Raw genomic sequence first — 26,351 nt, forward strand, 5'->3', positions numbered from 1 at the left:
ATTTGATATTATTAGAGTCTCTACCCAATCTGATGCCCGACAATTCGATAATAGGTTCTTGAGGTCATCTTGTATACCAGAAGATAAATAACTGTAAATACTGCAATCGTACCAAGGAGACAGTACGCAAACAGTCTTCCATTATTCAGATTCATCACTGCCAGTATCATCCGGATCATTGGAAACGCTGCCAGCACATGTAGCGCCGCAGTAACAATCGGTAGTAAAAATACCATCCGGATCTGTGCACTGATTGTTTTCTTTACCTCTCCATTGCTCATTCCTACTTTTTCCATAATGGCAAAGCGCTCTTTATCCTCATATCCTTCCGAAATCTGCTTATAAAAAATAATAAGTACGGTAATCATCAAAAACAGGATTCCAAGGAAAATGCCAAGGAACAGAAAGCCACCATACATCTGCCGGAAGGAATCTTCATTTTCTGCCCTGTTTTCTATCATGATATAATATTTACCGTCATGCCCTTCCTCCATTCCGGATGCACCAATTGCCGCAGATACTGCATTTCCACAGGCAATTTTTTCTTCCCTGTTTCCATCGATGTCGATATACAGAGAATAATAATAGCTGCTGGCATTTTTCCCATAAATCTCTTTCTGTGCTTCATACAACGGTGCCATATCTTCTACGCTGTTTACTACCATATAATAGACCTGATTATCCATCCAATGTCCATTTTCAGAAGAAAAATGCTGTTTCTGTAAAATAGGATAAGTATAATCTCCAACCGTAATCGTATCTTTATCATAGTCATCACTGGTTGCCAACACCACTTCGTGATCCGAAAGCTCCGGAACCCTTACATTATAAGCTTCCTCATAATCTTCCCTTGTAATCATGCGGAGCATAATAATATCAGAACTATAATCGCCCTCATCATCATGTTTTCGAATTACAAGATTTCCATCTTCTGATATGCAGGAAAATGTCAGCGTCATCATGCCCTGTTCTTCTTTTATACTGCGGTTCTCCTGCTGGATGGTGCGGTTCACTAACTCCCGCAACGTATCACCTTCTGTAATCGGATTTTCACTGATAATGGATACTCCGATATCTCCCTGATAACGGGTTGCCAGTTCATCATCCAGTCCGGCATACATACTTACCGTTGAAGAAATTACCACCAGTACCATCGTGGATAAAATACAGATGCTTGCCAGTCCTGCTGCATTCTGTTTCATCCGGTAAATAAGACCAGAGACTGCCACAAAATGTTTCTTTTTATAATAATAACTTTTTCTCTTTCTTAAGAACTTAAGCACTGCAATGCTGCCTGCCATAAATATAAAATAGGTTCCGATAATTACAAGTATTACCGCTACAAAGAACAGAAGCACTGCAGTTACCGGATTATCTACTGTAATTGCCATATAGTAGCCTGCTGCAAGTGTTACAATTCCAACTATTGCCATCAGCTTTTTCGTCTTCGGCTCCCGCTCGCCCTGGCTGCTTCCATGCAGCAGTTCCACCGGTTTGGCAAGCTGTATCTGAAACAGATTATATATAAAGGTAAGCAGAAAAATACCGGAAAACAAAATAATGGTACTTACAACGCCACTTTCTGATACATAAAAAACAATTTCTGCATGGTATCCAATCATGGCATACAATAACATACACATCAGTTTACTAAAAGCAATTCCTGCAACAAGTCCGCCACCGATGGCAACCACTGCCGAAAAAAACGTCTCCAGAAAAATTACTTTTGCCAGATGCCTTTTCTCCATTCCAAGAATGTTATAAATACCAAGCTCCTTTTTTCTCCGTTTCATAATAAAGCTGTTGGTGTAAAACAGGAATATCACAGAGAAAAATCCAATGATAACTGCACCCAGTCCCAGCACAAACTTTACATCCACGGCACCAAATGGCAGTTCGTCCAGTCCCGGATTGCAATTCAGATACAACATGGTATAAAAGAATGCCACCGTCAGCATCCCGGTCAACAGATACGGCAGGTAAAACTGTCTGTTGTGCTTTATATTATTTACTGCCAGTTTTCCATATAACCCCCTATTCATGTTTCTCACCACCTGTCGTAAGCATTGTCAGTGTATCTGAAATCTTTGCATACAATTCCTCACTGGTTAAATTACCACGGTAAATCTGGTGGAATACTTCCCCATCTTTAATAAACAATACTCTTCTTGCATGGCTTGCAGCCTTAGTGCTATGTGTTACCATAAGAATTGTCTGCCCCCGCTCATTAATCTTATTAAATAATGTCAATAAATCTTCCGTTGCTTTGGAGTCCAGTGCTCCGGTAGGCTCATCTGCCAGTACCAGCTCCGGCTTGATTATCAAGGCTCTTGCTACCGCCGCACGCTGTTTCTGTCCGCCGGATACTTCATAAGGATATTTTCCAAGAATATCAAGAATTCCAAGCTGCGCCGCAATCGGTGTTATACGCCGCTCCATCTCTTTATAATCCACACCGGATAACACCAGCGGAAGAACGATATTATCTTTTAATGAAAAATTATCCAAAAGATTAAAGTCCTGAAATACAAATCCAAGATTTTCTCTCCGGAATGCGGAAATCTCTTTTTCCCGGATATCCACAATGTTCTTGCCATTTAATATGACCTGTCCACCGGTGGGCTTATCCAGTGCTGCCAAAATGTTTAAAAGCGTAGTCTTTCCGGAACCGGATTCTCCCATGATTGCTACATATTCTCCTTCTTCCACAGAAAAAGAAAGATTCTTTAATGCCTCTACCTGATTTCCACCCAGGCGGGTTGTATAAACTTTTTTCAGATTATTTACTTCTAAAATTGCCATTTTCATCTGCTCCTTATTCGATTGCTTTGTTATCTTTTTCATTATCATAGCAAAAAAGGAAAATGTCAGCCATGGATTCTGCTTACATTTTCCCTTTATCTCTTACATTTTTGTAAGATTGAAATTATATTTTCTAGCTTTTTTATTGTACCATAATTATATTCCACATTTTTCAGGTGATAAATTTGCTAATATTTACATTTTTCAGGACATAATTTTGTATATCACTTATCTCTACTTCACATTTTAAGATGTACCTTCGTTCCCACTCCAATCTCCGACTCAATCGTAATTTCATGGGACAGCTTGCGCATAATTTTCCGGCAGAGATACAGTCCGATTCCTGTGGAGTGCTTATCTGCATGACCGTTATAACCGGTATAGCCTTTTTCAAAAATCCTTGGCAAATCCTCCGGTGCGATACCGATTCCGGTATCTTCGATAACCAGCTCTTTTGTCTCTTGCTCCGATTCTTCCTCTAAATAAACAGAAATGGTTCCACCGGCAGTATATTTGATGGCATTGGATAAAATCTGTTCTATCACAAATTCCAGCCATTTTTCATCAGTAAGCACCTGTGCATCAATCGGACTTAATTCCAATTTAATCTTCTTTCGCACAAACAGTCTGGCATACTTGTGGATTGCCTCCCGTACTACTTTATCCAGCGCAACTTCCCCGATTACAAAATCTGTGGTTTTCGCTGATATTCTGGTAAACTGCAATGCCATTTCCACATACTGTTCAATGGAGAAAAGCTCTTCCCACATTTCCTGGCTCCGCTCATCTTCTTCCTCTGCCAGCAGCAGACGCAGTGCTGCAATCGGTGTCTTGATCTGATGCACCCACATGGTAAAATATTCTGCCTGCTCCACCTGCCCGTTTTCCAGCTCATTAATCTGCTGCTGCAGGGTGATATATAAAGAGCGAAGCAATTCCTGATAATCCGTTTCCATCTGTCCCCGTGGCAATGACAGCTTATCCATTGTCACAGCAATTTCAGAAGTCTGCTTTTCTAACTTCTTATGATGCAGATAACGCCTTGTAAAGTCTATGATTACTACCAGCAAAAACAGGAAGAAACACAAAAATGCCGCATATCCCCATTGTGCCAGCGGCACCTGCTCAAATCCGATTACAAAGCACAGGATTCCAAAGCAGGCAATCACTAACAACAGCCATTTCAGATTTTCTTTCAGATAATTTTTGACAAATCTCATTTCAGCCGATACCCGATTCCCTTCTTCGTAAGAATAAAATCCTCCAGACCTGCATCTGAAAGCTTCTTCCTAAGGCGGTTTACATTTACGGAAAGTGTATTCTCATCCACAAAGCAGTCACTTTCCCAGAGCTTTGTCATCAGCGTATCTCTTGAGACTACCTTTTCCTTATTTTCCATCAGTGTCCTTAGAATCCGCAGTTCATTTCTGGTAAGTTCCACTTTCTTATCCTGATAGGTAAGGGCTGCTTCCGCCACCTGAAGCATCACTCCGTGATAGGTCAGCATTTCTCCGGTCTCCGTAAAATCATAGGTGCGTCGCAGCATTGCCTGTACTTTTACCGTAAGAACACTTAGGTCAAAAGGCTTTGCAATAAAATCATCCGCTCCCATATTCACTGCCATGACAATATTCATATTGTCCGCAGCCGATGAGAGAAAAATAATCGGCACCTTGGAAATTTTGCGGATTTCACTGCACCAGTAATAGCCATTGTAGAAAGGCAGACCGATGTCCATCAATACCAGTTGCGGTGCAAACTCCGCAAATTCTTTTGTAACTGCTGAAAAATCTTTTGTGCACTGCACTTCATATTCCCAGTTTTCTAAATGTTTTTTAATACTTCTGGCTATAATTACATCATCTTCCACAAGATAAATCCGGTACATCTTCCCCCTGCCTTTCCGTTTTTCCCATACCCTTCACTTTCTCTATGTTTTTCACTCTTTAATCCGGTGTTTCATAATACGGAAAAAGATTTTTATCCTTGTCTTTTTCTTTTTCAAACATGTTGTTGTATTGCAGGATATTATACTGATTCAGAAGGTCTGCATCTTCCCCCTGTGCCTCAGAATAATGAAAGAATTCACCCTGGCTCTTCGAATAAAATGCTCTGGAATTCATTGCCGGTATCTCTTCCTGTAAGTCTGCTAAGAACTGGTTATATGCCGGCAGTTCAATACCCGCCTGCTGCAGTGTCATTGTAGATAAGTAATTCAGGCTGGTCAGTTCCACATCGTTACTTTCACTGTCATAATTCGTCCATACAAAAAATGGTACTGTAAATAATTCCTGCAGTTCATCCAGGGTAAGACCGGATAATCCTTTGCCATTCATGGACTGATAGAAATTATTATTCAGGCTCGGCTGATGGTCTCCGAAAAATACGATTTCGACCTTGTCATCCACATTTTCAAAATAAGTAATCAGATTTTCCAGTGCCTTATCGCTCTCATGAATCAGGCTTAAATACTGATTTACATCACTGTAATAATGATTCTTAAGATTTACCGTATTCTGGAAATTATCATAATAATCGGTATAGCCACCGTGATTCTGCATGGTAACACCTAAGATAAATAATTTCTCATCGGAAGGCTTTGCCTCATACTGGTCAATGATTTTATTGTATAATTCCTGGTCCGTAATATATTCCCGCATGATATTGGTCTGGTCAAAATCATCGATAAAGAGACTATCATCAAAGCCCAACAGCGGATAAACCTTGCTTCTGCTCCAGCCGGACGCATAGTAAGGATGCATGGAAATGCAGGAATATCCCCGCTCCTTTAAGGTACTCACCAGGGAATACGGTTTCTTTGACATATACTGCTGATAAGGCACGGAGCCGCTTGGCAGGAATGCCATGGAATTTCCCGTCAGAAATTCCCACTCGGAATCCGGTGTCTTTGCACCAAAGACAGAAGACAGTGCATATCCCTTAATGACATTGGTGTCCATGGAATCGAAAAATGGTGTTACCTCTTCCGTTGTCTCAAATCCATAATGGGAAATCACACTCAAATCCGCAAAGGACTCATTCATAATAACTATAATGGTCGGGTCATCTTCCGAGCCTTTATTCTCCGGTGCCGGATATTCTTTGGAAATCTCTTCCACCACATCTTTTGAGTATCCATCCGGCTCCGCCACAAAGGAATCCCGGATGCTGAGTACAAAATTTAAGATATAGCCGTTGCGGTAAGTTCCTTTCTGTTCCCAGGATTCCATTACCGTATCTTCTGAGGCAATTCCCACATAAATTCCCATTACCAGTGCTGCCGCAAAGGCACTGATCCGGAGCATCCATTTCTTTTTAAATTCAAAATTCAGCTTTCTTATAAAGGCAACATATATCATGCTAAAAAGTATGACATAGACCGCCCGATCTTCCAATACAAATTTATAATTTGCTGCCACGGAAAGTCCGGTGGATGCCGCTTTCAAATCTCCGAAAGAAAATTCATTTCCACGGAACTGATAGACAAAGTAATTGATTCCTGCAAGGCTTAAGAGGAAAATATGTCCTATCATGCAGGCAATCTTCGGCTTTGCTGTAATCACTAACAGGGCAAGATAAAAGACCATGCAGCAGAGCACATTCCATCGGGTGTGATTCACACTGATTTTCTCCCGCAGCTCTGCATCCAGCAAAAGATACTGCACCATATGCTCTGTCATGATGGCACTTAAGAAAATTTCAAGTGCAGCCCAGATAGGATTGGCTTTCTCCGGCAATGTAATCCTAAGATTTTTGATGCCAAAATAAATCAGCCCTGCGGCAGCTGCCACCAGAACATTTACCCCACCATAGAGACAAAAGCCCAACATCACTGCAAAAGCAATGAGTCCGGCTCTTATATTTGTTTTCTTATAATCCAGTTCGATAAGTCTAGCTGAATGTTTTTTATTCTGTTCTATTTTATTTCTTTCTGCTTTATTCTCATTCATTTCTTACAATCCTGCCGTCTTCTTCTGTGACAGAACTTCTGTCCATCCGCTACTATAACGCAGGTCTTTTTTGTTTGCAAGCCTCTTCACAAAATCTTAAAGAAATCTATGCGACTGCAATCGGTCCCATTCCCATTGCCCAGCAGATGATATACAAAATCAGAAGGTGCGCCGGATAGAAAATGTAGAAAAAGTATTTCAAAGAAAGTCCACGTTTTCCATTATAAAACGCAATCGGAATGAATGCCAGCGGTGCAGTAAGCTCCCAGGAAAATCCGATACATCCTGCAAGCAGCTGATAGGATTTTTTCTTACGGAATACATAGAGTAATACGATGCAGGCAACGCCAATTCCAGCATAGTCGGTATTTAAAAATTCTGCCGCAAGGATTCCTGCTGCAAGAATTCCCGCATCAAAAATAACTTTCTTAAACTTCGCAAACCGTTCCTGATTCTCCACTGCCTGAAATCCCCACATAACCATCAGTCCGATAAACAGTGTAAAAAATACATTCTGATAACCGAATTCCAATATTTTTCCATTGAATAATAAGTCAAATGGAATTTCAGATACCAGGCAGAAGGAAAGCAGACGAAGTGCATATTTCTTCACATCATGTGTATGTTCAAAACCTTCGATTAAAAGAAAACAGAAAATCGGAAATGCCAGTCTTCCGACAAAACGCATCATCTGATATGTAATCACCAGGGTACTGTTGGCATCAATCCATGCATTCAGATCTGCCGCCTCATTCATGCCACGGACTACCAGCAGTCTGCCAAGAACTCCGGCTCCGATATGGTCAATTAACATCGTTATAATCGCAATGATTTTCAGTGTGCTGCCACTGATTCCTTTTCTTTCTTTCATCTTAATTCCTTCTCTTTCCCTTACTGCTGTGCCTTATCTGCCTTGCGTTTTGCAATCCGTCGGTCAATACGCTTATGCAGTAATACCACCACACCACCGATAACAAATGGAAGTACGAATGTTGCAAAACGGTATAACAGTGCCGCAGAACCGGCTTCTCCGGTTCCTACCAATACTGTAAACAATGCGGTAAATACAAACTCTGAGGAACCGATTCCTGCCGGAGACGGAATGACTGCTGCCAGCATAAAAGCAAGGGAAGTAACTGCCCAGGACTGTAACAGTGTCAATCCATATTCCCGATATAAAATCACGAATGGTATGCCATAGCAGAATGCAAATTTCAACAGATTCTTAGCTACAATGGATGCGATTAGTTTTCCCTTGGTCAGAAGCATGCCTGCTGCATCCTCTAAGATGCCACACTGTTCCCGTAACATGGCTGCCTGCGCATCGAATTTTCCTTTGCGGTTCAGCTTGTCCACCAGGAAAAGTAAAATTCCATGGAACTTCTTTGAACAGCAGAATAAAAGTAATGCAGTTGCTATCACTGCCGTCAACACATATCCTGCAATCAGAAGATTAAAATATTCGGAATAATGTTCCTTCATAAATCCGAAATTTAACAGGAAGAAAATAATGGAAAAGATTGCAATCGTTACTTTATGAATCGCATACTCTACCATATACATTCCGGTTCCCTGAAAAACCGGAATTCCTTTTTCATTGAAATAATATACCGCTGCCACACCGGCACCACTGCCTAAGGTTGCCACACGGTAAAATGAGCAATAAAAGGCGCTCTCTACACCCATCCGGTATGTAAACTGTGGATTATACTGCTTTGCGAAGGAATAATTAATCCATCCTTCTACCACATTATACACAACACCGGCACCGCAGATGGTAATGACCACCCAAGGTGCAGTTGTAGAAAGCTCCTTTAAAATTAGTCCGGCTGAATCCCGGAACGTATAAATGATAATTGCTACGATGGCAATTACAAAAAACAGTTTCAGTATTTGCTTTGTCCGCTTATTAATAAAACCTCACTCCCAGTTCTCTTTTTCCTCTGCTGCCTGTCTATTTTACCACGTATCTCCATGGATTATTCGTCACACACAGGATTATATCAAATATCCATTTTTTGTCAAACTTCTGTATTATATTTCCTGGCAAAAAGTGCTATACTTTAATTATCTATATATAAGCGATTGCAACGAAAGAAATTCTAAATGGTGAGTTTTTGATATTCAAAAGATATCTTTTTCTTTGATATGAAATGCCTGCAGTTCTTAGTGCATGTTTTTCTTGATTGTAAACTGTCTTTCCGCCTGCTTTGACGGAAGTACCGCACGGTCCGCCGGATGCGGATGCGACATAAAGCCTGCAAGGGGCACTGGGAATTTCGATTTACATTTCATTCGTTCTGGCAACCGGCGCAAATTCACATCCATGTTCAGATGCGCCTCGCTGGCACGTCCTGTGCCAGCGTTGCCGGATGCCAGACGAAATTCCGGGTGCCCCTAACAGCCCTTATCATGCATCCGCATTTCGGCGAACCGTGCAGTACTTTTGTCAAACATTGGAAAGACGGTTTTTATCACAGGAAGAAAAACATGCACTTTAGAACTGCGGTATTTTATAGCCGAAAAAGATACTTTTAAATAGCAAAAAACTCACCCTTTAAAATTTGCTGCAATCACTTAAAATATAATTAGTTGAAAGGATTGTTGTTATGCCAGGATTTACCACCCACTATTTATTTGGACTGAATTCTTTTCGTGAATTAGAGGAACCGGATCTTGTTTCCTGCATCCGTAAATTTCCGCATGCATTCTGTATGGGCTTACAGGGACCGGATATTTTCTTTTATTACCTGCCGTCCTACCTCCGCTCTTCCGGAAATATCGGGCAGTTGGCACACCACAAAAATACCGGTATTTTTCTTACCCAGCTTTTAAAAAGTAAGGACATGTTCTTGGAAGAGACGGAACAGCAGATTGCCATTTCCTATATCTGCGGCTTTCTTGGACATTATGTCTTAGATACTACCTGTCATCCATATATCTTTGCCAAGTCACACTATGGCACTTATGATAAGGGTTATTTTGGTCATCATGTATATCTGGAAACAGATATTGATGCAGAGCTTCTTACTTATTATAAAAACTGTGCGCCATCTGAATTCAACCAGAGTGCCACCCTGCACATCAGCCGGAAGGAACGGCACATTATTGCTTCTTTATTATTAAAGGCTTACAGCTCCACATATAAAGAGTACCGCTTTACTTACCGCTCCATGCAGGCTGCCTTAGAAGCTGTGCAGCTTAATACCGCATGGATTCGTGACCCGCAGGGCAAGAAAAAAGTCCTTGCCCGTAAAATCGAGGCAAAGACTTTAGGTTATGCATGTATTTCTCCGTTGATTCCAAGTGACTACTTTACTTTTACGGTAGACCCGCTGAATCTTCGTCATTTCCGTTGGCGAAATCCATGGAACAAAGAAGATGTCTCCCATGAGTCCTTCTTTGACCTTCTGGATACTGCGGGAACCCGGTATCAGTCCATCTTAAATAAAACTGCAAGACTGTTTACGCTTCCAATTGGAACGCCGGTTTACCGGGAACAGTTAGATGCACTTTCCTTAGAGCTAGGAAACAACTCTTATGATTCCGGACTTCCATTAGAGAAAAATTCCTGAATCTGACCACAGATAATCTCCATGAGGCGGGTGCGGGCTTCCACACTCGCCCATGCAATATGCGGCGTAATCAGTAATTTCTCACTGTCTTTGATTCTGCGCAGCGGATTTTCCGGACTCATCGGTTCTACCCGGAGGACATCCAGTCCTGCTGCCGCAATCTCACCCTGTTCCAAGGCTTCTGCCAAATCCTCTTCTACCACAATCGGTCCTCTTCCAAGGTTTAAGAAAATAGCCGTTTTCTTCATCTGATGAAAAGCTTCTTTATTCATCAAATCCAACGTGTTTTCATCCAACGGTGCATGAACGGATACAATATCCGATTCCTTTAACAGTTCTTCGAAGCTGACACGTTCATAGCCCGGCTGGCTGTTCCGTCCGGAAGTGGAATAGTAAATGACACGACAGCCAAAGGCTTTTGCAATATCTGCAACTCTTCTTCCGATATTTCCAAGTCCGATAATGCCCCAGGTCATTTTTGCCAGCTCTCCAAAATGTTTATCAAAGTGGGTAAACATTTTATCTCCGATATATTTTTCATCTTTTACATAACGGTCATAATAAGGCAGTTTTTCCAGTAAATAAAACAGCATGGCAACGGTATGCTGTGCCACCGATTCTGTGGAATATCCCGCTACGTTGCGCCATGTAATACCACGTTTTTCAAGGTATGCCTTATCGAGATTATTCGTTCCGGTTGCCGTCACACACACAAGCTTTAAGTGGCTTGCATTTCCAATGGTCTTTTCGTTAACTTCTACTTTATTTAGTACCAGCACATCTGCATCCACGCTTCGTACTGCCGCTTCCTCTGCTGTCGAGAAATCATATTTTATAACTTCTCCCAATGCATCATATGTGGATAAATCAATATCCTCTCCAATTGATTTTGCATCTAAAAAAACGATTTTCATTCTATCTCTTCCTCCTGCAATGCTGCCGCAATTTCATTCATTTTCTTCTTGTCCAGCCGGTAAAATTTCAACGCAATCAAAGAACTTACCCAGCCGATAATCGGTGTTCCGCAAAATAGGAATATGGTTGTATAACGCAATACCGGTGTCAAAGCATCACCAATCTGTGGAAATGTTTTATTATATCCAATCAGTAACATTACCAGTCCTACAAATGCCGTTCCCAGTGCCGCAAAAATTTTATCTACAAAGGAAAACAGTGCTCCCATCAGTCCCGGTACAAATTTACCGCTGCGGTACTGCTCATAATCGGAGCAGTCTGCAATCATCGGCACCACCATATTATTTGTAATGGACTTACAGCCATTTAACAATACAAAGAATAACATAAACCAGAAGGAAATGGCATTAAAATGTTTGAGATTAAAAGTAACCGTATTGATATTGTCCTGCATCAATACCACAATCAATAGTAACTGGAAGAAAATGCCAAGTCCCGTAAATAATACCAGTGCCTTCTTCTGTCCCATCCGTTGTGCTGCCCGGATGCCAACGGTCACTACCAAAAGCGTTGGCAATGCTGCCACCACACCAATCCATCCGGCGATTCCATAATTTTCCATCATGATGCCATAAAGCATAACGCCTACTGTTGTATGGCTGTATACCGTTGCCGCAAACCGGTTGGTGCAGGCTGCCATAATCAGCATACGGATTGGCTTGTTCTGTTTTAAAATCAAGAAAAAATCCCACACCTTAATCTTCTGTGTCTGCTGATGTTCATAGCGTCCCGGCTGGTCTTTCTTCCAGATTCCGATTACCGCCAAAAGTGTTGCCAGTGCCGACAATACCACAACCCAGAATACATACTCCACATACAGCTCTTCGTTGGTAAATCCACCGTATTTCGGCACCAGATAATTGGCTACAAACAAGGCACTGCCGCCGTATGCCGCCATGATGAAAATGGAATCGAAATAAGTGGACAGTGGGCGTTTCTTCGGATTATTGGTAATAATCGTCTGCCCCGATTTGGCAACCACAGTCTGAAAGGTATATCCGATAATAAAAATTGCATAGATAATAATAAAATACGGAATCCGTACCCACTTTGAAATCAGATGTGTTGTCGCAAACAGGAGAACAGCACTGACTGCCATCAGTATATTTCCAGCCACCATAAAAGGACGGAATTTTCCAAACCGTCCTTTACTCTTATCCAACAGAAAACCAACCACAGGGTCAGTTACACCATCAAAAATATTCATTGCTGTTACCAGTGAAGAAATCAACACAACAGAAAAGCCAGCCATGGAATTGGCATAGTATGAGATATAGCCCATCAAAGCCAGATACAGATTTGCTGCTGTATTATTCATGGAAAAAAATGCAATCTGCCAGATTTTTGCATCATTATAATGAATTGTCTTTTCCTGCTCTATCTGTTCACTCATCATTCCTGCTTCTTACTTCTTCAAATAATTCTTTAATGCTACCATCTGTTCTTTTCCCTCAAGATAACCTTCTTCGTATAATTCTTCTAACCGCTTCGGGTCACTTTCGGTTCTGCCTACCCCATGGGTCGTATCCGGTGCAATTACAAAAACGCGTCCTTCTTTTTCCAACCGGAATAATTTTTGCATGGACTCATTATATTTTGCTGGACGCTCCTTCAAATCCTTTACGATATTTGGATAACGCCGATATAATGCAGAAGAAATCTTCGTTCCTCCATCCGTATGCTTCTCATAGCCACGCTCTCTTGTCAGTACGACAATTACCTTATCGCAGCCCTGCTCTAATGCCCTCTCAAATGGAACGGAATCTGCCACGCCGCCATCCAGATAATAGCGTCTGCCTACCTGCACCGGCTTGAAAAATACCGGAAGTGCACAGCTTGCTTCGATAACTGACATGCTGGAGCTGTCTCTTGGCACTTCAAGATACTCTGCTTTACCGGAATGAATGTTGGTCACTGCTGCTTCCACCTGTCCCGGAAATGCTGCAAATGCATCATAATCAAAGGGCAGTAATTTATTTGGCACTTCATCAAAGACGTAATCCAGATTATAAAAGGTCTTGCGGTTCTTATCAAATAAGAACTTAAATCCCTGATAATTGCCATCTGACATATATTTTCTTGCAAGCTCTAAGTTTCTGCCGTGCTGCTTTGACAAATAGGATAAGCCAAAGGCTATTCCTGCCGATACGCCGATAAAATAATCAGGCATTATATTTTCTTCAAGAAATGCGTCTGCCACTCCACAGGAAAAAATTGTCCTGCTGGCTCCGCCTTCAAATACCATTCCAAGTTTCATATGCAATCGCCTGCCTTATCTTTTCTTACTCTACTGTGGTTTTACAATCAGTTTGACACCACTTATTGCCACAACTTCTGCAGTAGTATCTGCTTCTATGGTAACTGCATCGTCATTGCTTCTTGCCGTCCATTCCTGTCCGTTTAATACAGCTGTTCCTGTCTCTTCGATATTGTCAATCTTCATTGTTACACGTACGGTCTTTCCGATGGCATCCTCGTAATTCGTCCGGGTCTTATGCGGGTTTAAATATTTTACTGCCCATGGTCTTGTAAAGAATAACAATACAAAAGATACCACAAGGAATAAAATTACCTGCAGCCAGACTGGACCTCCTACTGCTGCCACAATCAGGGCTGCCATGCTTCCGCCTGCAAACCAGATGGTTGTCAGTCCTACCGTAATAATCTCTATAATCAGTAATATTACAAAAAGTGCTAACCAGAAAATAATCATCTCCTGCTCCTCCCTTTTCTTCGTTTGCATCTATTATAGCAAAAAGTCATATATATAGGAAGTAGAACCTTCTCTTTTCCTTATGACTTTTCCTAATCTTTACAGATTCTTCTCAAGATTATGGCGCACCCGCTTTAAAAGAGAGGATAGCTCATCCGCTTCCTCTTTTGTCATTCCATCCACCAGGAGCTTCTCCACTCCAGAAAAGAAGTTCATCATTTTCAAATGCTGCTGTTCCCCTTTTTTCGTCAGAAGAATCTGCTTTAATCGTGCGTCCTCTTTTAGTTCTTTTCTGGTAATCAGCTCCTTTTTCTCCATGGACTGTAACATTTTGCTTGCCGTTGCCCTGGAAATTAAGAATTCCTGCTCGATGTCCTTCTGGCAGATGACCTTATCTTTATTACAATATAAAAAGCCCAGTGTCCGCCCCTGCATCGGTGCCACACCATCTCGGTGATCCGCACCATACCGGTCGCAGTACATCCCTATCATATTGTGTATGACCCGGATATCGTTTCCAAGTTTTCTCTCTTTGCACATTTCATAATCCTTCTTTTCTTTCCCAAAAAATTCATTGACATATAAAAAATATTGTTATATAACAATATCTGTTAGTATGCTAACATTTATGTTATAGCATACAATTTAGAAAAAAGGAAGTGAAATTTATGTTAAAGACTTTAGCTGCCCAGATTAAAGAATTTAAACGTGATTCCATCTTAACTCCTATCTTTATGATTCTTGAGGTTCTGATGGAAACTTTAATTCCTTTTCTGATGGCTTCCATCATTGATAATGGTGTCAACAAGGGTGACATCCATCACATCTATGTAGTCGGTGCCTGGATGGTCGTTGCTGCATGCTTCTCCCTGTTTGCCGGAATTATGGGTGGAAAATATGGTGCCCGGGCATCCACCGGATTTGCCCGTAACTTAAGGAAATCCATGTTTGAAAATATTCAGACCTTTTCCTTTGCTAACATTGATAAATACAGCACTGCAGGTCTTGTTACCCGTATGACTACTGACGTCACCAACCTGCAGAATGCTTACCAGATGATCCTCCGCATGTGTACGAGAGCACCGGCCAGTCTGATTTGTGCCATGGCAATGTCCTTCTTTATCAGTCCGAAGCTTGCCAGCGTTTATCTGATTGCCGTTATCCTCTTAGGTGGTGTGCTTGCTATCATCATCCGGTTTGCTACCAAATATTTTAATGAAGCTTTTCCAAAATATGATGACTTAAATGCAAGAGTCCAGGAAAATGTTTCCGCTATCCGTGTCGTAAAAGCTTATGTCCGTGAAGACCATGAAGCTTCTACTTTTAAGAAAGCCAGCGGAAATATTTACAAGCTCTTGATAAAGGCTGAAAATGTTGTTGTTTTCAACGCTCCTGCCATGCAGTTTACGGTATATACCTGTATTCTTTTAATCAGCTGGCTTGGTGCAAAGATGATTGTAAACAGCAGCCTCACTACCGGTGAGCTGATGAGTCTCTTAACCTACTGTATGAATATTCTGATGAGCCTGATGATGCTCTCCATGGTATTTGTCATGATTACCATGAGTGTTGCCAGTGCCCGCCGGGTTTCTGAAGTATTAAACGAAAAGAGTAACTTAAATAACCCAAAGCATCCGGTTATGGAAGTAAAAGACGGAAGTATTACCTTCGACCATGTTGCCTTCAGCTATAAAGAAGATGCGGCTGAGCCGGTTCTTTCCGATATCAATCTGTCTATTCATTCCGGTGAAACCATCGGTATCTTAGGCGGAACCGGAAGTTCCAAGTCCAGTCTGGTGAACTTAATCAGCCGTCTGTATGATGTAACTGAAGGCTCTGTCTCCGTTGGCGGCATTGATGTAAGAAAGTATGACCTTGATACCCTGCGTAACCAGGTTGCCGTTGTACTGCAGAAAAACGTACTTTTCTCCGGTACAATTCTTGATAACCTGCGCTGGGGCGATAAAAATGCTACGGAAGAAGAATGTATCCGTGCCTGCAAATTAGCATGTGCCGATGATTTTATCAACACTTTTCCGGATAAATACAATACATACATCGAACAGGGGGGAACCAACGTATCCGGTGGTCAGAAGCAGCGTCTTTGTATTGCCCGTGCCCTCTTAAAGAAACCGAAAATTCTGATTCTGGATGACAGCACCAGTGCCGTAGATACCGCAACTGATGCAAAAATCCGCAAAGCCTTTGCCGAAGAGATTCCGGGTACAACCAAGCTGATTATTGCCCAGCGAATCTCCAGTGTCCAGAGTGCTGACCGCATTATTGTCTTAGATGAAGGTAAGATTAACGGCTTTGGAACCCATGAAGAATTATTAGCAAATAATGCCATCTACCGTGATGTCTATGAATCCCAGACCGGCGGCGGTGGTGACTTTGATGAGAATGGAGGTGCTCAGTAATGGCTGAAAAAAGGAAAGTAAAGAATCCGGGCAAATTATTCTGCCGTCTGATGGCTTACATTTTCCGGAAATACGGAATTGCCTGCTTCCTGGTACTTGTCTTTATTGTACTAAGTGTTCTTGCCAACACCCAGGGAACCATGTTTATGAAAACCCTGATTGACAGCTATATTATTCCGATTCTGAATTCACCGGATAAGGACTTTGCACCGCTGGCTGCTGCCATCCTTCGTGTTGCATGCTTTTACGGTGTGGGAGTTTTAAGTACCTTTGCTTATTCCAAGATTATGATTTATGTTACGCAGGGTACTTTAAATGATTTGCGAATCGATTTGTTTACCCATATGGAAACACTGCCAATTAAATACTTTGACACGCATGCCCACGGCGATATCATGTCTGTATACACCAATGACATTGATACCCTTCGTCAGATGATCAGCCAGAGTATTCCGCAGTTAATCAACAGTGTCATTACCATTGTCAGTGTACTGATTTACATGATTATCCTGAATATCCCACTGACTGTTCTTACTCTTGTAATGGTTGGTGTCATGCTCCTTGTCACGAAAAATCTTGCCGGGAAAAGTGGTAAATACTTTATCGCTCAGCAGCGTGACCTTGGTGCAACCAATGGTTTTATCGAAGAAATGATGGATGGTCAGAAGGTAATTAAAGTCTTCTGCCACGAAGAAGAAAGTATCGAAGCTTTTAACAAATTAAATGACCAGCTTTTCCGCAGTGCTGACAATGCCAACAAATTTGCCAATATCTTAATGCCGGCAAATGCCCAGATTGGTAACATCAGTTATGTACTCTGTGCCATGGTTGGTGGTGTCCTCGCCTTAAATGGCATCGGTGGATTTACACTGGGCGGACTGGCAAGTTTCTTAACCTTTAACAAGAGCTTTAATATGCCAATCAACCAGGTCAGCCAGCAGTTAAACAGTATTGTTATGGCTATGGCAGGTTCCGAGCGAATCTTCACCCTTTTGGATGAAACACCTGAAACAGATGAAGGTTATGTTACTCTTGTCAATGTAGAAAAAGACGGAGAAAAGCTTGTAGAGACCTCCAATACCCGAAGCGGACGCTGGGCCTGGAAACACCAGCATCAGGCAGACGGCTCCATTGACTATGTAGAGTTAAAGGGAGATGTGGTCTTCGATGATGTAGACTTTGGATATAATGATGATAAGATTGTCTTACACAATGTAAAATTATTTGCTACTCCCGGTCAGAAAATTGCTTTTGTCGGTTCTACCGGTGCTGGTAAGACCACCATTACGAACCTGATTAACCGTTTCTATGATATCCAGGATGGTAAAATCCGTTATGACGGTATCAATATCAACAAGATTAAGAAAGCTGACTTAAGACACTCTCTTGGCATCGTATTACAGGATACCCACCTCTTTACCGCCAGCGTAATGGAAAATATCCGCTACGGTAAACTGGATGCTACCGACGATGAAGTTATCGCTGCTGCAAAGCTTGCCAATGCTGATTCCTTCATCCGCCATCTTCCGGATGGTTACAATACCATGCTGACCGGTGATGGTGCCAACTTAAGCCAGGGACAGCGTCAGTTACTTGCCATCGCCCGTGCAGCTGTTGCCAATCCTCCGGTACTGATTCTTGACGAAGCAACCAGCTCCATCGATACCAGAACCGAGCGTATCGTTCAGGATGGTATGGATAAACTGATGGCAGGCAGAACAACCTTTGTCATTGCCCACCGTCTCTCCACTGTTAAGAACAGTGACTGTATCATGGTATTAGAGCAGGGCCGCATTATTGAACGGGGCAGCCACGACGAACTAATTGCCCAGAAGGGTAAATATTATCAGTTGTATACCGGACTGCACGGATAAACTTTCTACATGCAGGTTCTGTCATAGACCGTGCTTTATAGCTTCTTAGTAACGTAAAAGACACGAAGTATGTTTCAACCAACCATTGTTTGTCTGAACATACCTCGTGTCTTCTTTCATATTCTATGCAATGTCTGCTATGCAAATGGTTTTGCCACAAATTTTCCTTTACAATATCTGGCAAGAATATTCCGGTCATTGCCATCATAGATATACTGCTTATTTTCGAATGAATTTATCATCCTGCGTGGTTTCATCGTCTGATACGTAACGTTCTACTCTCATGTGAAGGTCGTATTTATCCCTCAATGCCGCAATGGTCTGCATCATCGGAGAAGCATGATGCACATCTAATGCCTGCTGGTTTTCCCAACTGTCTATTAAAAGCACCGTTTCCTCATCCTGCATCGGTATAAAATATTCATACCTTAAATTGCCCTCTTCCCGGCGGATTGCCTCTGCAGTTCCGCTGCTTTCCATCTCCTGAGCAAATTTTAATGCATTTCCATTTTCACCGGTATAATAAAGATTTACTGTTATGCTCATATGCGTCTCCCTCCTGATAATATTTTTATTTTATAAATGTAATATTGCAGTTATCAAAATTCTAGTTATAAAGTCTCTAAGAAATGAATCATCAGTTTCTTTAATCCCTGTTGCTCTGTTGCAAATATTACATTCATCAGATTTGCTTCTAACATTCGTTTCATTTTCTTCTTTAATTTCATATGCGTCACTCCTTTTTTAACGGAGCCCGGAATTTATTTTCCGGGCTCAAACATGCTATAAATGCAAGGGACATATGGCAATGTCTTCCTTACAGTCCAAGGATAACATGTTTTCTGTTCTCTGCAACAAGTGTGACGGATTTTGAATGATCGTTTCAAAAGAATCGGCTCTTATGAATGAAATCTTGAAATTTTGTTTCAGTTTATTGCTATGATTTTTCTGTATCACACAGGTTCTTTGCACCAATCTCATAATATTGCTTGCTCAGTTTTATATTTTCATCATAACCGGCAGAAAATTCCATTGCAAACATAACATCCAGAAGGTATTTTGTTGCTGCGGAAAATGCCACTGTCCACAGTCCTTCCATCCGGATACTTCCACACTCTGTCAGTGTTCTTGGTGTCAGCAGAACCTCATCCACATATGCTTTCATCCTGCTTTTGCCTTGGGATGTAATCAGAATGGTTTTTGCTTTTGCCCGATGTAAATCCCTTACCAGTTCCACCAGCTTCTTATTATTTCCGGTATGACTAATCATGATGGACAGATGATTTTCATTATTCTGCAATGCCATCATCCTTTGTATATTATCTTCCGCATAAGTATTTGCCACCTTATCGCAATGGAAGAACTGGCTGCAGCCGTAGCGTGCCAGATGTATATTCATATCAAAGGCATAGAAATCAATGTACTTGGCCTCATGCACCATTTTTCCCACCCGCGCCAGCTGATCAATCGTAAGAAGACGCTTTGTCTTTTCAACGGCAAGGGTGTCAATGTCCGCAATCTTATTCATAATGGTCATGGCATTTTCCTGCTGCTGTATTACAAAATGCTCTGTACTCGTCTCCTGTCCACCCTCCGTACTCTGCAATTCACTTAGGAAACGCAGCCGGAATTCTCCATAATCCTGACAGCCGATTTTCCGGCAAAAGCGGCTTACAGCTGCAGTACTGCTATAAGAAACTTCCCCTAACTGCTTTGCTGTCATGGAAATGACAGCCTCCGGATGTTCCATCAGATAATCACGAATATTTCTTTCCCGTTCCGTCAAGTCCTTCCGCTCCTGCATCTGTCGGATAATTTCCATTTGCCATTCTCCTTTTTACGCATTGAATTCATCTAAAATTGCATACAATTCTTCAGCACTAGCTGCCAGATGTGTTGCTCCATGCTCCTTTAAAAATGGAACATCCCGGAATCCCCAGGTCACACTGATACATGGCATACCGGAATTTGCTGCTGTTGCAATGTCCACATCAGAATCGCCTACATAGACCGCTTCTTCCCTGCTGCTTCCAAGCTCCTTTAATGCCTGCATAACAGTGTCAGGTGCGGGTTTCTTACGAATGCCATCTTTTTCTCCAATGGCAACTTCAATCTTTCCTTTAAAATAAATCTGCTGTAATTCCTTTACTGCAAAATCCGCTTTATTTGAAACAATTGCAAGGCGATAGCCCTGTCCCTTTAAGGAAGTAATCATTTCTTCCACGCCCGGATAAAGACAGGTGGTATCATTACAATGCTCACCATAATATTCTTTAAAAGCTGCAAATACATGCTCAAATTCCGGATTTTCCTCTCCGCCCTCTAACGCACGCTCAATCAGCTTGCGGATGCCATTTCCGACAAATTTCCGGACATCCTCTATACTGTGCTGTGGCTGTCCATATTTTTCCAATGCATAATTGGTTGCATCAGTCAAATCCTTTAATGTGTTTAATAAGGTTCCATCCAAATCAAAGATAACAGTGTTATATTTTTTCATCCTTCTTCTGCCTTTCTGTCACTTTCCCCGCCATATAATTAGCAGACAGCAAATGTGAATCATGCGCTGACATTGCTCATGAGAAGCTGTCCTCTTGTAGCCATATAATTTCTGCCGCATTTTCTTTCTCAGACTCCGTGCACACGCAGATGTGGTAATCCGGTATCTCATCATGCTCTGCGAAGTTTACCGGCTGCAGGATGCCTTCCCGGTAAAGTGCTATGCCATCTTTCTTCGGATAAGATGCGATGCCATTCTCCCTCCGGTGAACTGCAATGTTCTTTAAGGGAAAGGTAATTCCTTCTCCACTCCATTTTACATAGCTTTCCTTGGCTGTCCAGAGACGTACAAATGCCATTTCTTTATCCGGCTGGCTCTGTATCCATGCCTGCTCGTCCTTTGTGCAGCACTTGTCCAAAAGCGTCTGCTTGAATGCTCTCCGGTGTTCGATGTCAATTCCAACCGGTGCATCAGAAAATACCGCCACTGCATAGTTTCCTGTGTGAGACAGATTAAAATGCAGTCCCTCACAGCCTGCCACCTGCGGCTTGCCATGGGTTCCCATTATAAGCTGACAGGCATCTAAATCTATGCCATTTTCCCGTAGCCCATAGGAAAGCAGGATGCCTGCAGCAAGACTCCGCAGTCTGTCCTCTTCTTTTTTTATTTTATTTACCTTCTCCCAACGTGTGGGAAGCAATTTTATTTGTTCTTTATATTCCGGATGTTTTTTTAACAGACGAATATCCATTCCATATATGCTCCACATATTCATATCATAGCACAAATACAAAAAGTTCTCCACATTCTGTTACAAAAAAGAATGTGCCTTGGCACATTCTCGCGCCTGCGACATCTACCTTATGCGCCGCAGTGTGCATCCTCGCGGAGCGTTTTTTACTTTGCAGGAAAGCAATTTCCTGTAAAGTAAAAAATCCCCGGGCAAAATACTTCTCTTCCCATAAGAAGCATTTTGCCCGGGGTTCCACTTTTAAACTATGTAATTAGTCCTGATTGATAGTCTCATTTAAGATTCCAGTAATCTCTTTCATGGACTTTTCAAACTCTTCATCATTGTTGTTATTGAAAATCAGTAAATCATCTTTTACATTCGGATCATGCAGATCTTCCGGAATCTCAAAGTTACAGGATGCAATATATTCATCCCAGTGCTCTAACTTCCAGTCATCACGATCAGACGCTCTGGTAATCATTCTCTCATGAACGATTTCCGGATCTGTCTGTACCCAGATTGTTACTAATGTAGCATCTTTCTTTGCCAGCTGGGCTTTCAGACCTTTGATATATTCCATATCACGGATTTCTCTTGTAAATGGTGCATTGATAAGAACCAGATCTTCATACTCCAATGCCTCCAGTGCCAGATTTACGACACATTCATATTCATAATCACGAATGTTCTTCTCAAAGAAATCACTGCTTCTATTATATGGCTGTCCAGCCACTACAAAAATCTGTTTGGATAATGTAATTAAAGTATCCTTATCCAGATATACAATATGATTTAATCTCTTTGCCAGTTCTTTTGAAATATATGTTTTCCCGCAAGCTGGCGGCGATGTTACGATAATCAGTTTCTTGCTCATTTCTACTTCTTCCTCCGTATTGCCTGTTCATTTTTCCCTCTATTATAAAACAGGTTTTCCGATAGAACAAGGGGTTTTTTTTACTTTTTTTCCTATTTTTTCGTAAATATGCAATATTTTTTAAGATAATAACAGCCGTTTATCTTAGAATTTCTCCCTTGCTTTCGATTACTTTCTTGTACCAGTAAAAGGATTTCTTTTTGGTTCTCTTCAAGGTTCCTTTCCTTCATATCGTTCCAGTATAATTTCAAGGCTTTCATCTTTTTCCTCTTATCCCTGTACTTTTATATGGTTCTTGTCTGTCGCTGATAGCAGAACGGGTCTACCGGACTCTTTCCCTTAAAGGATGACTCGCCATTTAATTTCTTTGCCAGCATTTCAACGTTAAATTCATTGGCTGTATATGCATTGATAAAGGTCTCTATCATCGGCACATCCTGCATATGATACGGATTTGCAATGGAGATAAACATGGTCGGAATCTCATGGACAAACCATGGTGCATCATATCCGATTGGTGGTCTCCCACTGCCGGTTTTCCGCTGGCACTGATGGCATCTCCTAATACGATGGTCAGTACCTTCTTATATTTATCCTTAGAAAGTGGCAGAAGATTCTGCTCATCCTTTACCAGTGTAATTGCTTTATCGGATACCTGATATGCCATGTCAATGTGCTTCTTACAACGCAAAATATCAAGGGTTGACTCATCCGGAATCAGAGTATGCGATTTCTGTTTCTCATGCAGCTTCAAAGATGCTTTTGTTGCCAAAATATAAGTAACCGCCTCATTCAGACGTTCTTCTGAAATTATGCCACTCTTAACTGCCTCTAAAACAGTCTCGTAATCCTCTTTCAGATTCTTCGTAAATAAAAGCATGTCACAGCCTGCATTGATGGATTTCGGAAGCAGCTCTTTACGTCTTCCGGCACAGCCAAAGCCTACCATATTGGTAGCATCTGTAGTAATCATTCCGTTGAAACCAAGCTTTCCTCTTAACAATCCCTGTAGCAGTTCTTTGGATAATGATGCTATATGCAAAAAATGCCCTTTTTCCACACAAATTTAATTTGCACATTTATTTTATCCGGTGTATATTTTTACTGAACTGCCAAAAGAAAGAAGGTCGAAAAAATGGAACACATTGCAAGAAATGATGCTTTTGCATTACTGAAAAAATACAACAAAGACCCATTTCATATTCAGCATGCGCTTACGGTTGAAGCTGTTATGAAATGGTATGCCAATGAATTAGGCTATGGCGAGGATGCTGAATACTGGGGTATCGTGGGACTGCTTCACGATATCGACTTCGAATTATATCCTGCCGAGCATTGTCTTAAGGCTCCGGAATTGTTAAAGGATGGCGGCGTTTCGGATGACATTATTCATGCGGTCTGCTCCCACGGCTACGGCATTACCGTAGAATGTGGCACAACCATTGATGTGGAACCGCTTCACGAAATGGAAAAGGTTTTATTTGCCGCAGACGAATTAACCGGTCTTATCTGGGCCGCCGCACTGATGCGTCCATCCAAGAGCACGAAAGATATGGAATTAAAATCCTTAAAGAAGAAATATAAGAGCAAAGGCTTTGCTGCCGGATGCTCCCGTGAAGTAATTGAACGTGGTGCCGCACAGCTTGGCTGGGCCTTAGAAAAACTTCTTACCATGACTTTACAGGCAATGGCGGCAACCGAAGATGAAATCAAGGCGGAAATAGAAGCGGAATAATTTTTTGTATAAAATTTTCTTTTTTGCTTGACTCCTACGTTACGTAACAGCTTAGACTATGTTTATCGAGAGGAGGAACTTTCCATGATGACAGTAAATGAAGTAAGTAAACTGACAGGCGTGAGTATACGCACCCTGCAATATTATGATTCCATAGGGCTCTTAAAACCAGCTTCCTATAGCCAATCCGGCTACCGGTTGTATGACGATACAGCAATGGAACGGTTGGAACAGATTTTACTGTTCAAAGAATTGGAATTTCCTTTAAAAGAAATCAGACGCATTCTCGACGCCCCTGATTTTGACCGAGCCAAAGCATTGGAGCAGCAGATTGAGCTGTTGACCATGAAACAGGAGCATCTTAAGAATCTGATTTCTTTTGCTCGAAAAATAAAATTGTCAGGAGTGAAACAAATGGATTTTACTGTATTTGATACAACCAAAATGGATGAATATGCCGAGCGTGCAAAGAAACAGTGGGAACAGACAGATGCCTATAAAGAATACGAAAAGAAGCATTCTTCCACTTCTTTGGGAAAAGAACAGGATGCCTATAAAAATCTGATGCTTATCTTTGTAGAATTCGGCAGCTTAAAAGAAAAACCGGCAAATGCTCCGGAAGTCCAGAAGCTGGTAAAACACCTACAAGATTACATTTCCGAGCATTTTTACCAATGTACCAATACGATTTTAAGCGGACTTGGTTCCCTGTATGCTTCCGGTGGCGAATTCACCGAAAACATCGATTATGCCGCCGGAAAAGGTACGGCTGGCTTCGTTGCTAAAGCAATTGAAGTATACTGTGGATAGGGATAAAAAGGAAGGGGTCTGAATTTTTCAGATGCCCTTCCTTTTTGCTAATGATAAATCGTTATTTCTTATAGTAATGTCCATCTATATATGATAGCACTTCAAAAACAACTAACAATAATGTTAATACCTCCATTATGCTCATCTGTTTCACCTCATTATTTTTTCTATTAAGTTAAAAATATCAAATCCGATATTCCATCCACAATCATAAGTTCATCTCGTCTGACAATATATTCCTTTAAACACCAATTCAAACACTCTTTCATACACTTTTTAGAAACTAATACCTTATATGTTTTTCCAATTTTCAAACTAAAGCGCCAATATTTCCACTCATCGCCAGTATTTATAATATTAATATGTGGTTCCTTATATAATACTCTTTCCGGACTAACTTTTTCTAATTTTCTTCTTTCTTTATTACGATTATAATTTGCTATATATGTTACTCTCCCTACGATACACTCTCCAAGCAAGCCTACTTTCCTGACATATAAATAATAATACTCATTCTCCTTGTAAATAAGATTTTCAGGTCTTTTTCCTAACTGCATCTCAAGTTCTTTTACTTTATCGTCATTTTTTTTATCAGTCCTATAAAAATGCTCTTCAAAATTTAATTGATATAACTGACATAACTTCTTTGCAATACTTTCTGTCGAAACCACATTTTCTTCTTCTATTCGTTCCAAAGTTCTTACACTATATCCAATATTGTCTGCTACAGCTTCTTTTGTTAAACCCAAAATCTTTCTCATTTCCTTCAAATCTGCAATTGACTGATATACCATTTTTTGTTCCATTTTCTTTTTCGCCTTTCGCTTAAATTACATTTAGTACTAACTGTTTAACATTATTTTAACAAAGTACCATAATAGCTTCAACGACACGTTTTTTTTATCAAAAAGTCTGTAAGTTCCTTTATTTTCTGGTTTTTTCATCATTGCGCTTGTACCGGATTTTATACTTCTAATACTTTTTTCATATTTTTCCGTCTTGCTCCTGCCCTCTTCCTATGTTAAAATGTGAAAAAGCATATATTATACAATCTATATGGCACTTTCTATAGTTCAAATCCGGTTCTGCATAGAACCCAGCATTTCTGTATCTATCTATGCTTTTGATTCACTATTTAACTAAAAAGCAGGAGCGATACAGTATGGAAATAACTGCCATTATTCGATAGCAGATAATCTTTTGCCACTGGATATGATATTTATTTTCTATTGCTGCTTATCCTCCTGCCACACACAAGGAGGACTTGCCTATGACAGGAAAAGCACATGAAGCAAATGAAACAACGAAACGCACACCGGTGGCGAACCGCAAATTTAAGGACACTGTTTTCCGGATGCTGTTTTCGGATAAGGAAGCGTTACTTTCCCTT

Annotated in this window: 25 protein-coding genes and 1 pseudogene; 5 read left to right on the forward strand and 21 right to left on the reverse strand. The window is 41.1% G+C overall.

Translation table 11 applies throughout. The features are described 5' to 3' along the window. Positions 1–20: 20 nt before the first annotated feature. From DXB43_RS07000 to DXB43_RS07030, 7 genes are all read right to left on the reverse strand, one after another. Entirely contained in the window at positions 21–2,042 is a 2,022-nt protein-coding gene (locus DXB43_RS07000) for an ABC transporter permease (RefSeq protein WP_117947173.1), read from the reverse strand. Beyond that, positions 2,035–2,802 carry an ABC transporter ATP-binding protein gene (locus DXB43_RS07005; RefSeq protein WP_022243488.1) on the reverse strand — a complete coding sequence of 256 codons (768 nt, stop codon included), beginning with the start codon at positions 2,800–2,802 and terminating at the stop codon, positions 2,035–2,037. The genes DXB43_RS07000 and DXB43_RS07005 overlap by 8 nt, the downstream gene beginning before the upstream one ends. A 239-nt stretch (positions 2,803–3,041) precedes the next feature. Then, positions 3,042–4,022: a sensor histidine kinase gene (locus DXB43_RS07010; protein ID WP_117947174.1), complete on the reverse strand. Its 981-nt coding sequence runs from the start codon at positions 4,020–4,022 to the stop codon at positions 3,042–3,044. After that, on the reverse strand, positions 4,019–4,690 hold the full coding sequence (locus tag DXB43_RS07015) for a response regulator transcription factor (protein ID WP_117947175.1): 672 nt from the start codon (positions 4,688–4,690) through the stop codon (positions 4,019–4,021). Before DXB43_RS07015 ends, DXB43_RS07010 begins: the two co-directional genes overlap by 4 nt. A gap of 58 nt (positions 4,691–4,748) precedes the next feature. Further along, the gene (locus DXB43_RS07020) at positions 4,749–6,752 is read right to left on the reverse strand and encodes an LTA synthase family protein (protein WP_117947176.1); all 2,004 of its coding nucleotides are present in this window, start codon (positions 6,750–6,752) and stop codon (positions 4,749–4,751) included. A 106-nt stretch (positions 6,753–6,858) separates the two neighbouring features. Continuing rightward, complete coding sequence (locus tag DXB43_RS07025; RefSeq protein WP_117947177.1) at positions 6,859–7,623, reverse strand: TraX family protein; 765 nt, start codon at positions 7,621–7,623, stop codon at positions 6,859–6,861. Positions 7,624–7,643: 20 nt separating this feature from the next. Further along, complete coding sequence (locus DXB43_RS07030) at positions 7,644–8,666, reverse strand: lysylphosphatidylglycerol synthase transmembrane domain-containing protein (RefSeq protein ID WP_330417870.1); 1,023 nt, start codon at positions 8,664–8,666, stop codon at positions 7,644–7,646. Positions 8,667–9,361: 695 nt separating this feature from the next. Between DXB43_RS07030 and DXB43_RS07035 the strand changes: the two genes are divergently transcribed. Next, positions 9,362–10,327 (forward strand): zinc dependent phospholipase C family protein, encoded by a 966-nt coding sequence (locus DXB43_RS07035; protein WP_117841568.1) that lies wholly within the window; start codon positions 9,362–9,364, stop codon positions 10,325–10,327. On the opposite strand, the gene DXB43_RS07040 is transcribed toward DXB43_RS07035, so the two are convergent. From DXB43_RS07040 to DXB43_RS07060, 5 genes are all read right to left on the reverse strand, one after another. Continuing rightward, positions 10,291–11,241 (reverse strand): D-2-hydroxyacid dehydrogenase, encoded by a 951-nt coding sequence (locus DXB43_RS07040; protein WP_117947179.1) that lies wholly within the window; start codon positions 11,239–11,241, stop codon positions 10,291–10,293. The genes DXB43_RS07035 and DXB43_RS07040 overlap by 37 nt on opposite strands. Continuing rightward, positions 11,238–12,695 (reverse strand): MFS transporter, encoded by a 1,458-nt coding sequence (locus DXB43_RS07045; RefSeq protein ID WP_117697808.1) that lies wholly within the window; start codon positions 12,693–12,695, stop codon positions 11,238–11,240. The genes DXB43_RS07040 and DXB43_RS07045 overlap by 4 nt, the downstream gene beginning before the upstream one ends. 12 nt (positions 12,696–12,707) lie before the next feature. Continuing rightward, positions 12,708–13,559: a patatin-like phospholipase family protein gene (locus DXB43_RS07050; protein WP_117947180.1), complete on the reverse strand. Its 852-nt coding sequence runs from the start codon at positions 13,557–13,559 to the stop codon at positions 12,708–12,710. Positions 13,560–13,589: 30 nt separating this feature from the next. Further along, positions 13,590–14,015: an NfeD family protein gene (locus tag DXB43_RS07055; RefSeq protein ID WP_022243497.1), complete on the reverse strand. Its 426-nt coding sequence runs from the start codon at positions 14,013–14,015 to the stop codon at positions 13,590–13,592. A gap of 99 nt (positions 14,016–14,114) precedes the next feature. Beyond that, positions 14,115–14,555, reverse strand: a complete 441-nt coding sequence (locus DXB43_RS07060; protein ID WP_022243498.1) for a MarR family winged helix-turn-helix transcriptional regulator — start codon at positions 14,553–14,555, stop codon at positions 14,115–14,117. Between the two features lie 128 nt (positions 14,556–14,683). On the opposite strand from DXB43_RS07060, the gene DXB43_RS07065 reads away from it, so the two are divergent. Next, positions 14,684–16,435 (forward strand): ABC transporter ATP-binding protein, encoded by a 1,752-nt coding sequence (locus DXB43_RS07065; RefSeq protein WP_117947181.1) that lies wholly within the window; start codon positions 14,684–14,686, stop codon positions 16,433–16,435. Beyond that, positions 16,435–18,309, forward strand: a complete 1,875-nt coding sequence (locus DXB43_RS07070; RefSeq protein ID WP_117947182.1) for an ABC transporter ATP-binding protein — start codon at positions 16,435–16,437, stop codon at positions 18,307–18,309. Before DXB43_RS07065 ends, DXB43_RS07070 begins: the two co-directional genes overlap by 1 nt. Positions 18,310–18,528: 219 nt before the next feature. On the opposite strand, the gene DXB43_RS07075 is transcribed toward DXB43_RS07070, so the two are convergent. The 8 genes and pseudogenes from DXB43_RS07075 to DXB43_RS07105 form a co-directional block, all read right to left on the reverse strand. After that, entirely contained in the window at positions 18,529–18,855 is a 327-nt protein-coding gene (locus DXB43_RS07075) for a putative quinol monooxygenase (RefSeq protein WP_117947183.1), read from the reverse strand. Positions 18,856–19,246: 391 nt separating this feature from the next. After that, positions 19,247–20,131, reverse strand: a complete 885-nt coding sequence (locus tag DXB43_RS07080; protein ID WP_117947184.1) for a MurR/RpiR family transcriptional regulator — start codon at positions 20,129–20,131, stop codon at positions 19,247–19,249. Between the two features lie 15 nt (positions 20,132–20,146). Beyond that, complete coding sequence (locus DXB43_RS07085; RefSeq protein ID WP_117947185.1) at positions 20,147–20,809, reverse strand: HAD family hydrolase; 663 nt, start codon at positions 20,807–20,809, stop codon at positions 20,147–20,149. A gap of 76 nt (positions 20,810–20,885) precedes the next feature. Beyond that, on the reverse strand, positions 20,886–21,560 hold the full coding sequence (locus DXB43_RS07090) for a 4'-phosphopantetheinyl transferase family protein (protein WP_158567203.1): 675 nt from the start codon (positions 21,558–21,560) through the stop codon (positions 20,886–20,888). Between the two features lie 253 nt (positions 21,561–21,813). Next, the gene (locus tag DXB43_RS07100; protein WP_117697827.1) at positions 21,814–22,416 is read right to left on the reverse strand and encodes an AAA family ATPase; all 603 of its coding nucleotides are present in this window, start codon (positions 22,414–22,416) and stop codon (positions 21,814–21,816) included. A gap of 139 nt (positions 22,417–22,555) precedes the next feature. Further along, positions 22,556–22,639: pseudogene (locus tag DXB43_RS15770) on the reverse strand (beta-glucosidase); the annotation flags it as partial. A gap of 61 nt (positions 22,640–22,700) precedes the next feature. Further along, entirely contained in the window at positions 22,701–22,844 is a 144-nt protein-coding gene (locus tag DXB43_RS15010) for a hypothetical protein (RefSeq protein WP_158567204.1), read from the reverse strand. Continuing rightward, positions 22,841–23,458 (reverse strand): glycoside hydrolase family 3 N-terminal domain-containing protein, encoded by a 618-nt coding sequence (locus tag DXB43_RS07105; protein ID WP_158567205.1) that lies wholly within the window; start codon positions 23,456–23,458, stop codon positions 22,841–22,843. Before DXB43_RS07105 ends, DXB43_RS15010 begins: the two co-directional genes overlap by 4 nt. Before the next feature lie 93 nt (positions 23,459–23,551). On the opposite strand from DXB43_RS07105, the gene DXB43_RS07110 reads away from it, so the two are divergent. Both DXB43_RS07110 and DXB43_RS07115 read left to right on the forward strand, forming a co-directional pair. Continuing rightward, positions 23,552–24,151 (forward strand): HD domain-containing protein, encoded by a 600-nt coding sequence (locus DXB43_RS07110; protein ID WP_117947189.1) that lies wholly within the window; start codon positions 23,552–23,554, stop codon positions 24,149–24,151. Positions 24,152–24,235: 84 nt separating this feature from the next. Continuing rightward, complete coding sequence (locus DXB43_RS07115) at positions 24,236–24,961, forward strand: MerR family transcriptional regulator (protein ID WP_117947190.1); 726 nt, start codon at positions 24,236–24,238, stop codon at positions 24,959–24,961. A gap of 170 nt (positions 24,962–25,131) precedes the next feature. Here DXB43_RS07115 and DXB43_RS07120 read toward each other — a convergent pair whose 3' ends face one another. Continuing rightward, a complete protein-coding gene (locus DXB43_RS07120; protein WP_117947191.1) occupies positions 25,132–25,767 on the reverse strand; it encodes a helix-turn-helix transcriptional regulator in 636 nt (211 codons plus the stop codon). Positions 25,768–26,351 lie beyond the last annotated feature (584 nt).

The organism is Roseburia sp. OM04-10BH (genome assembly GCF_003462605.1).
GTDB classification, from domain to species: Bacteria; Bacillota; Clostridia; order Lachnospirales; family Lachnospiraceae; genus Roseburia_C; species Roseburia_C amylophila.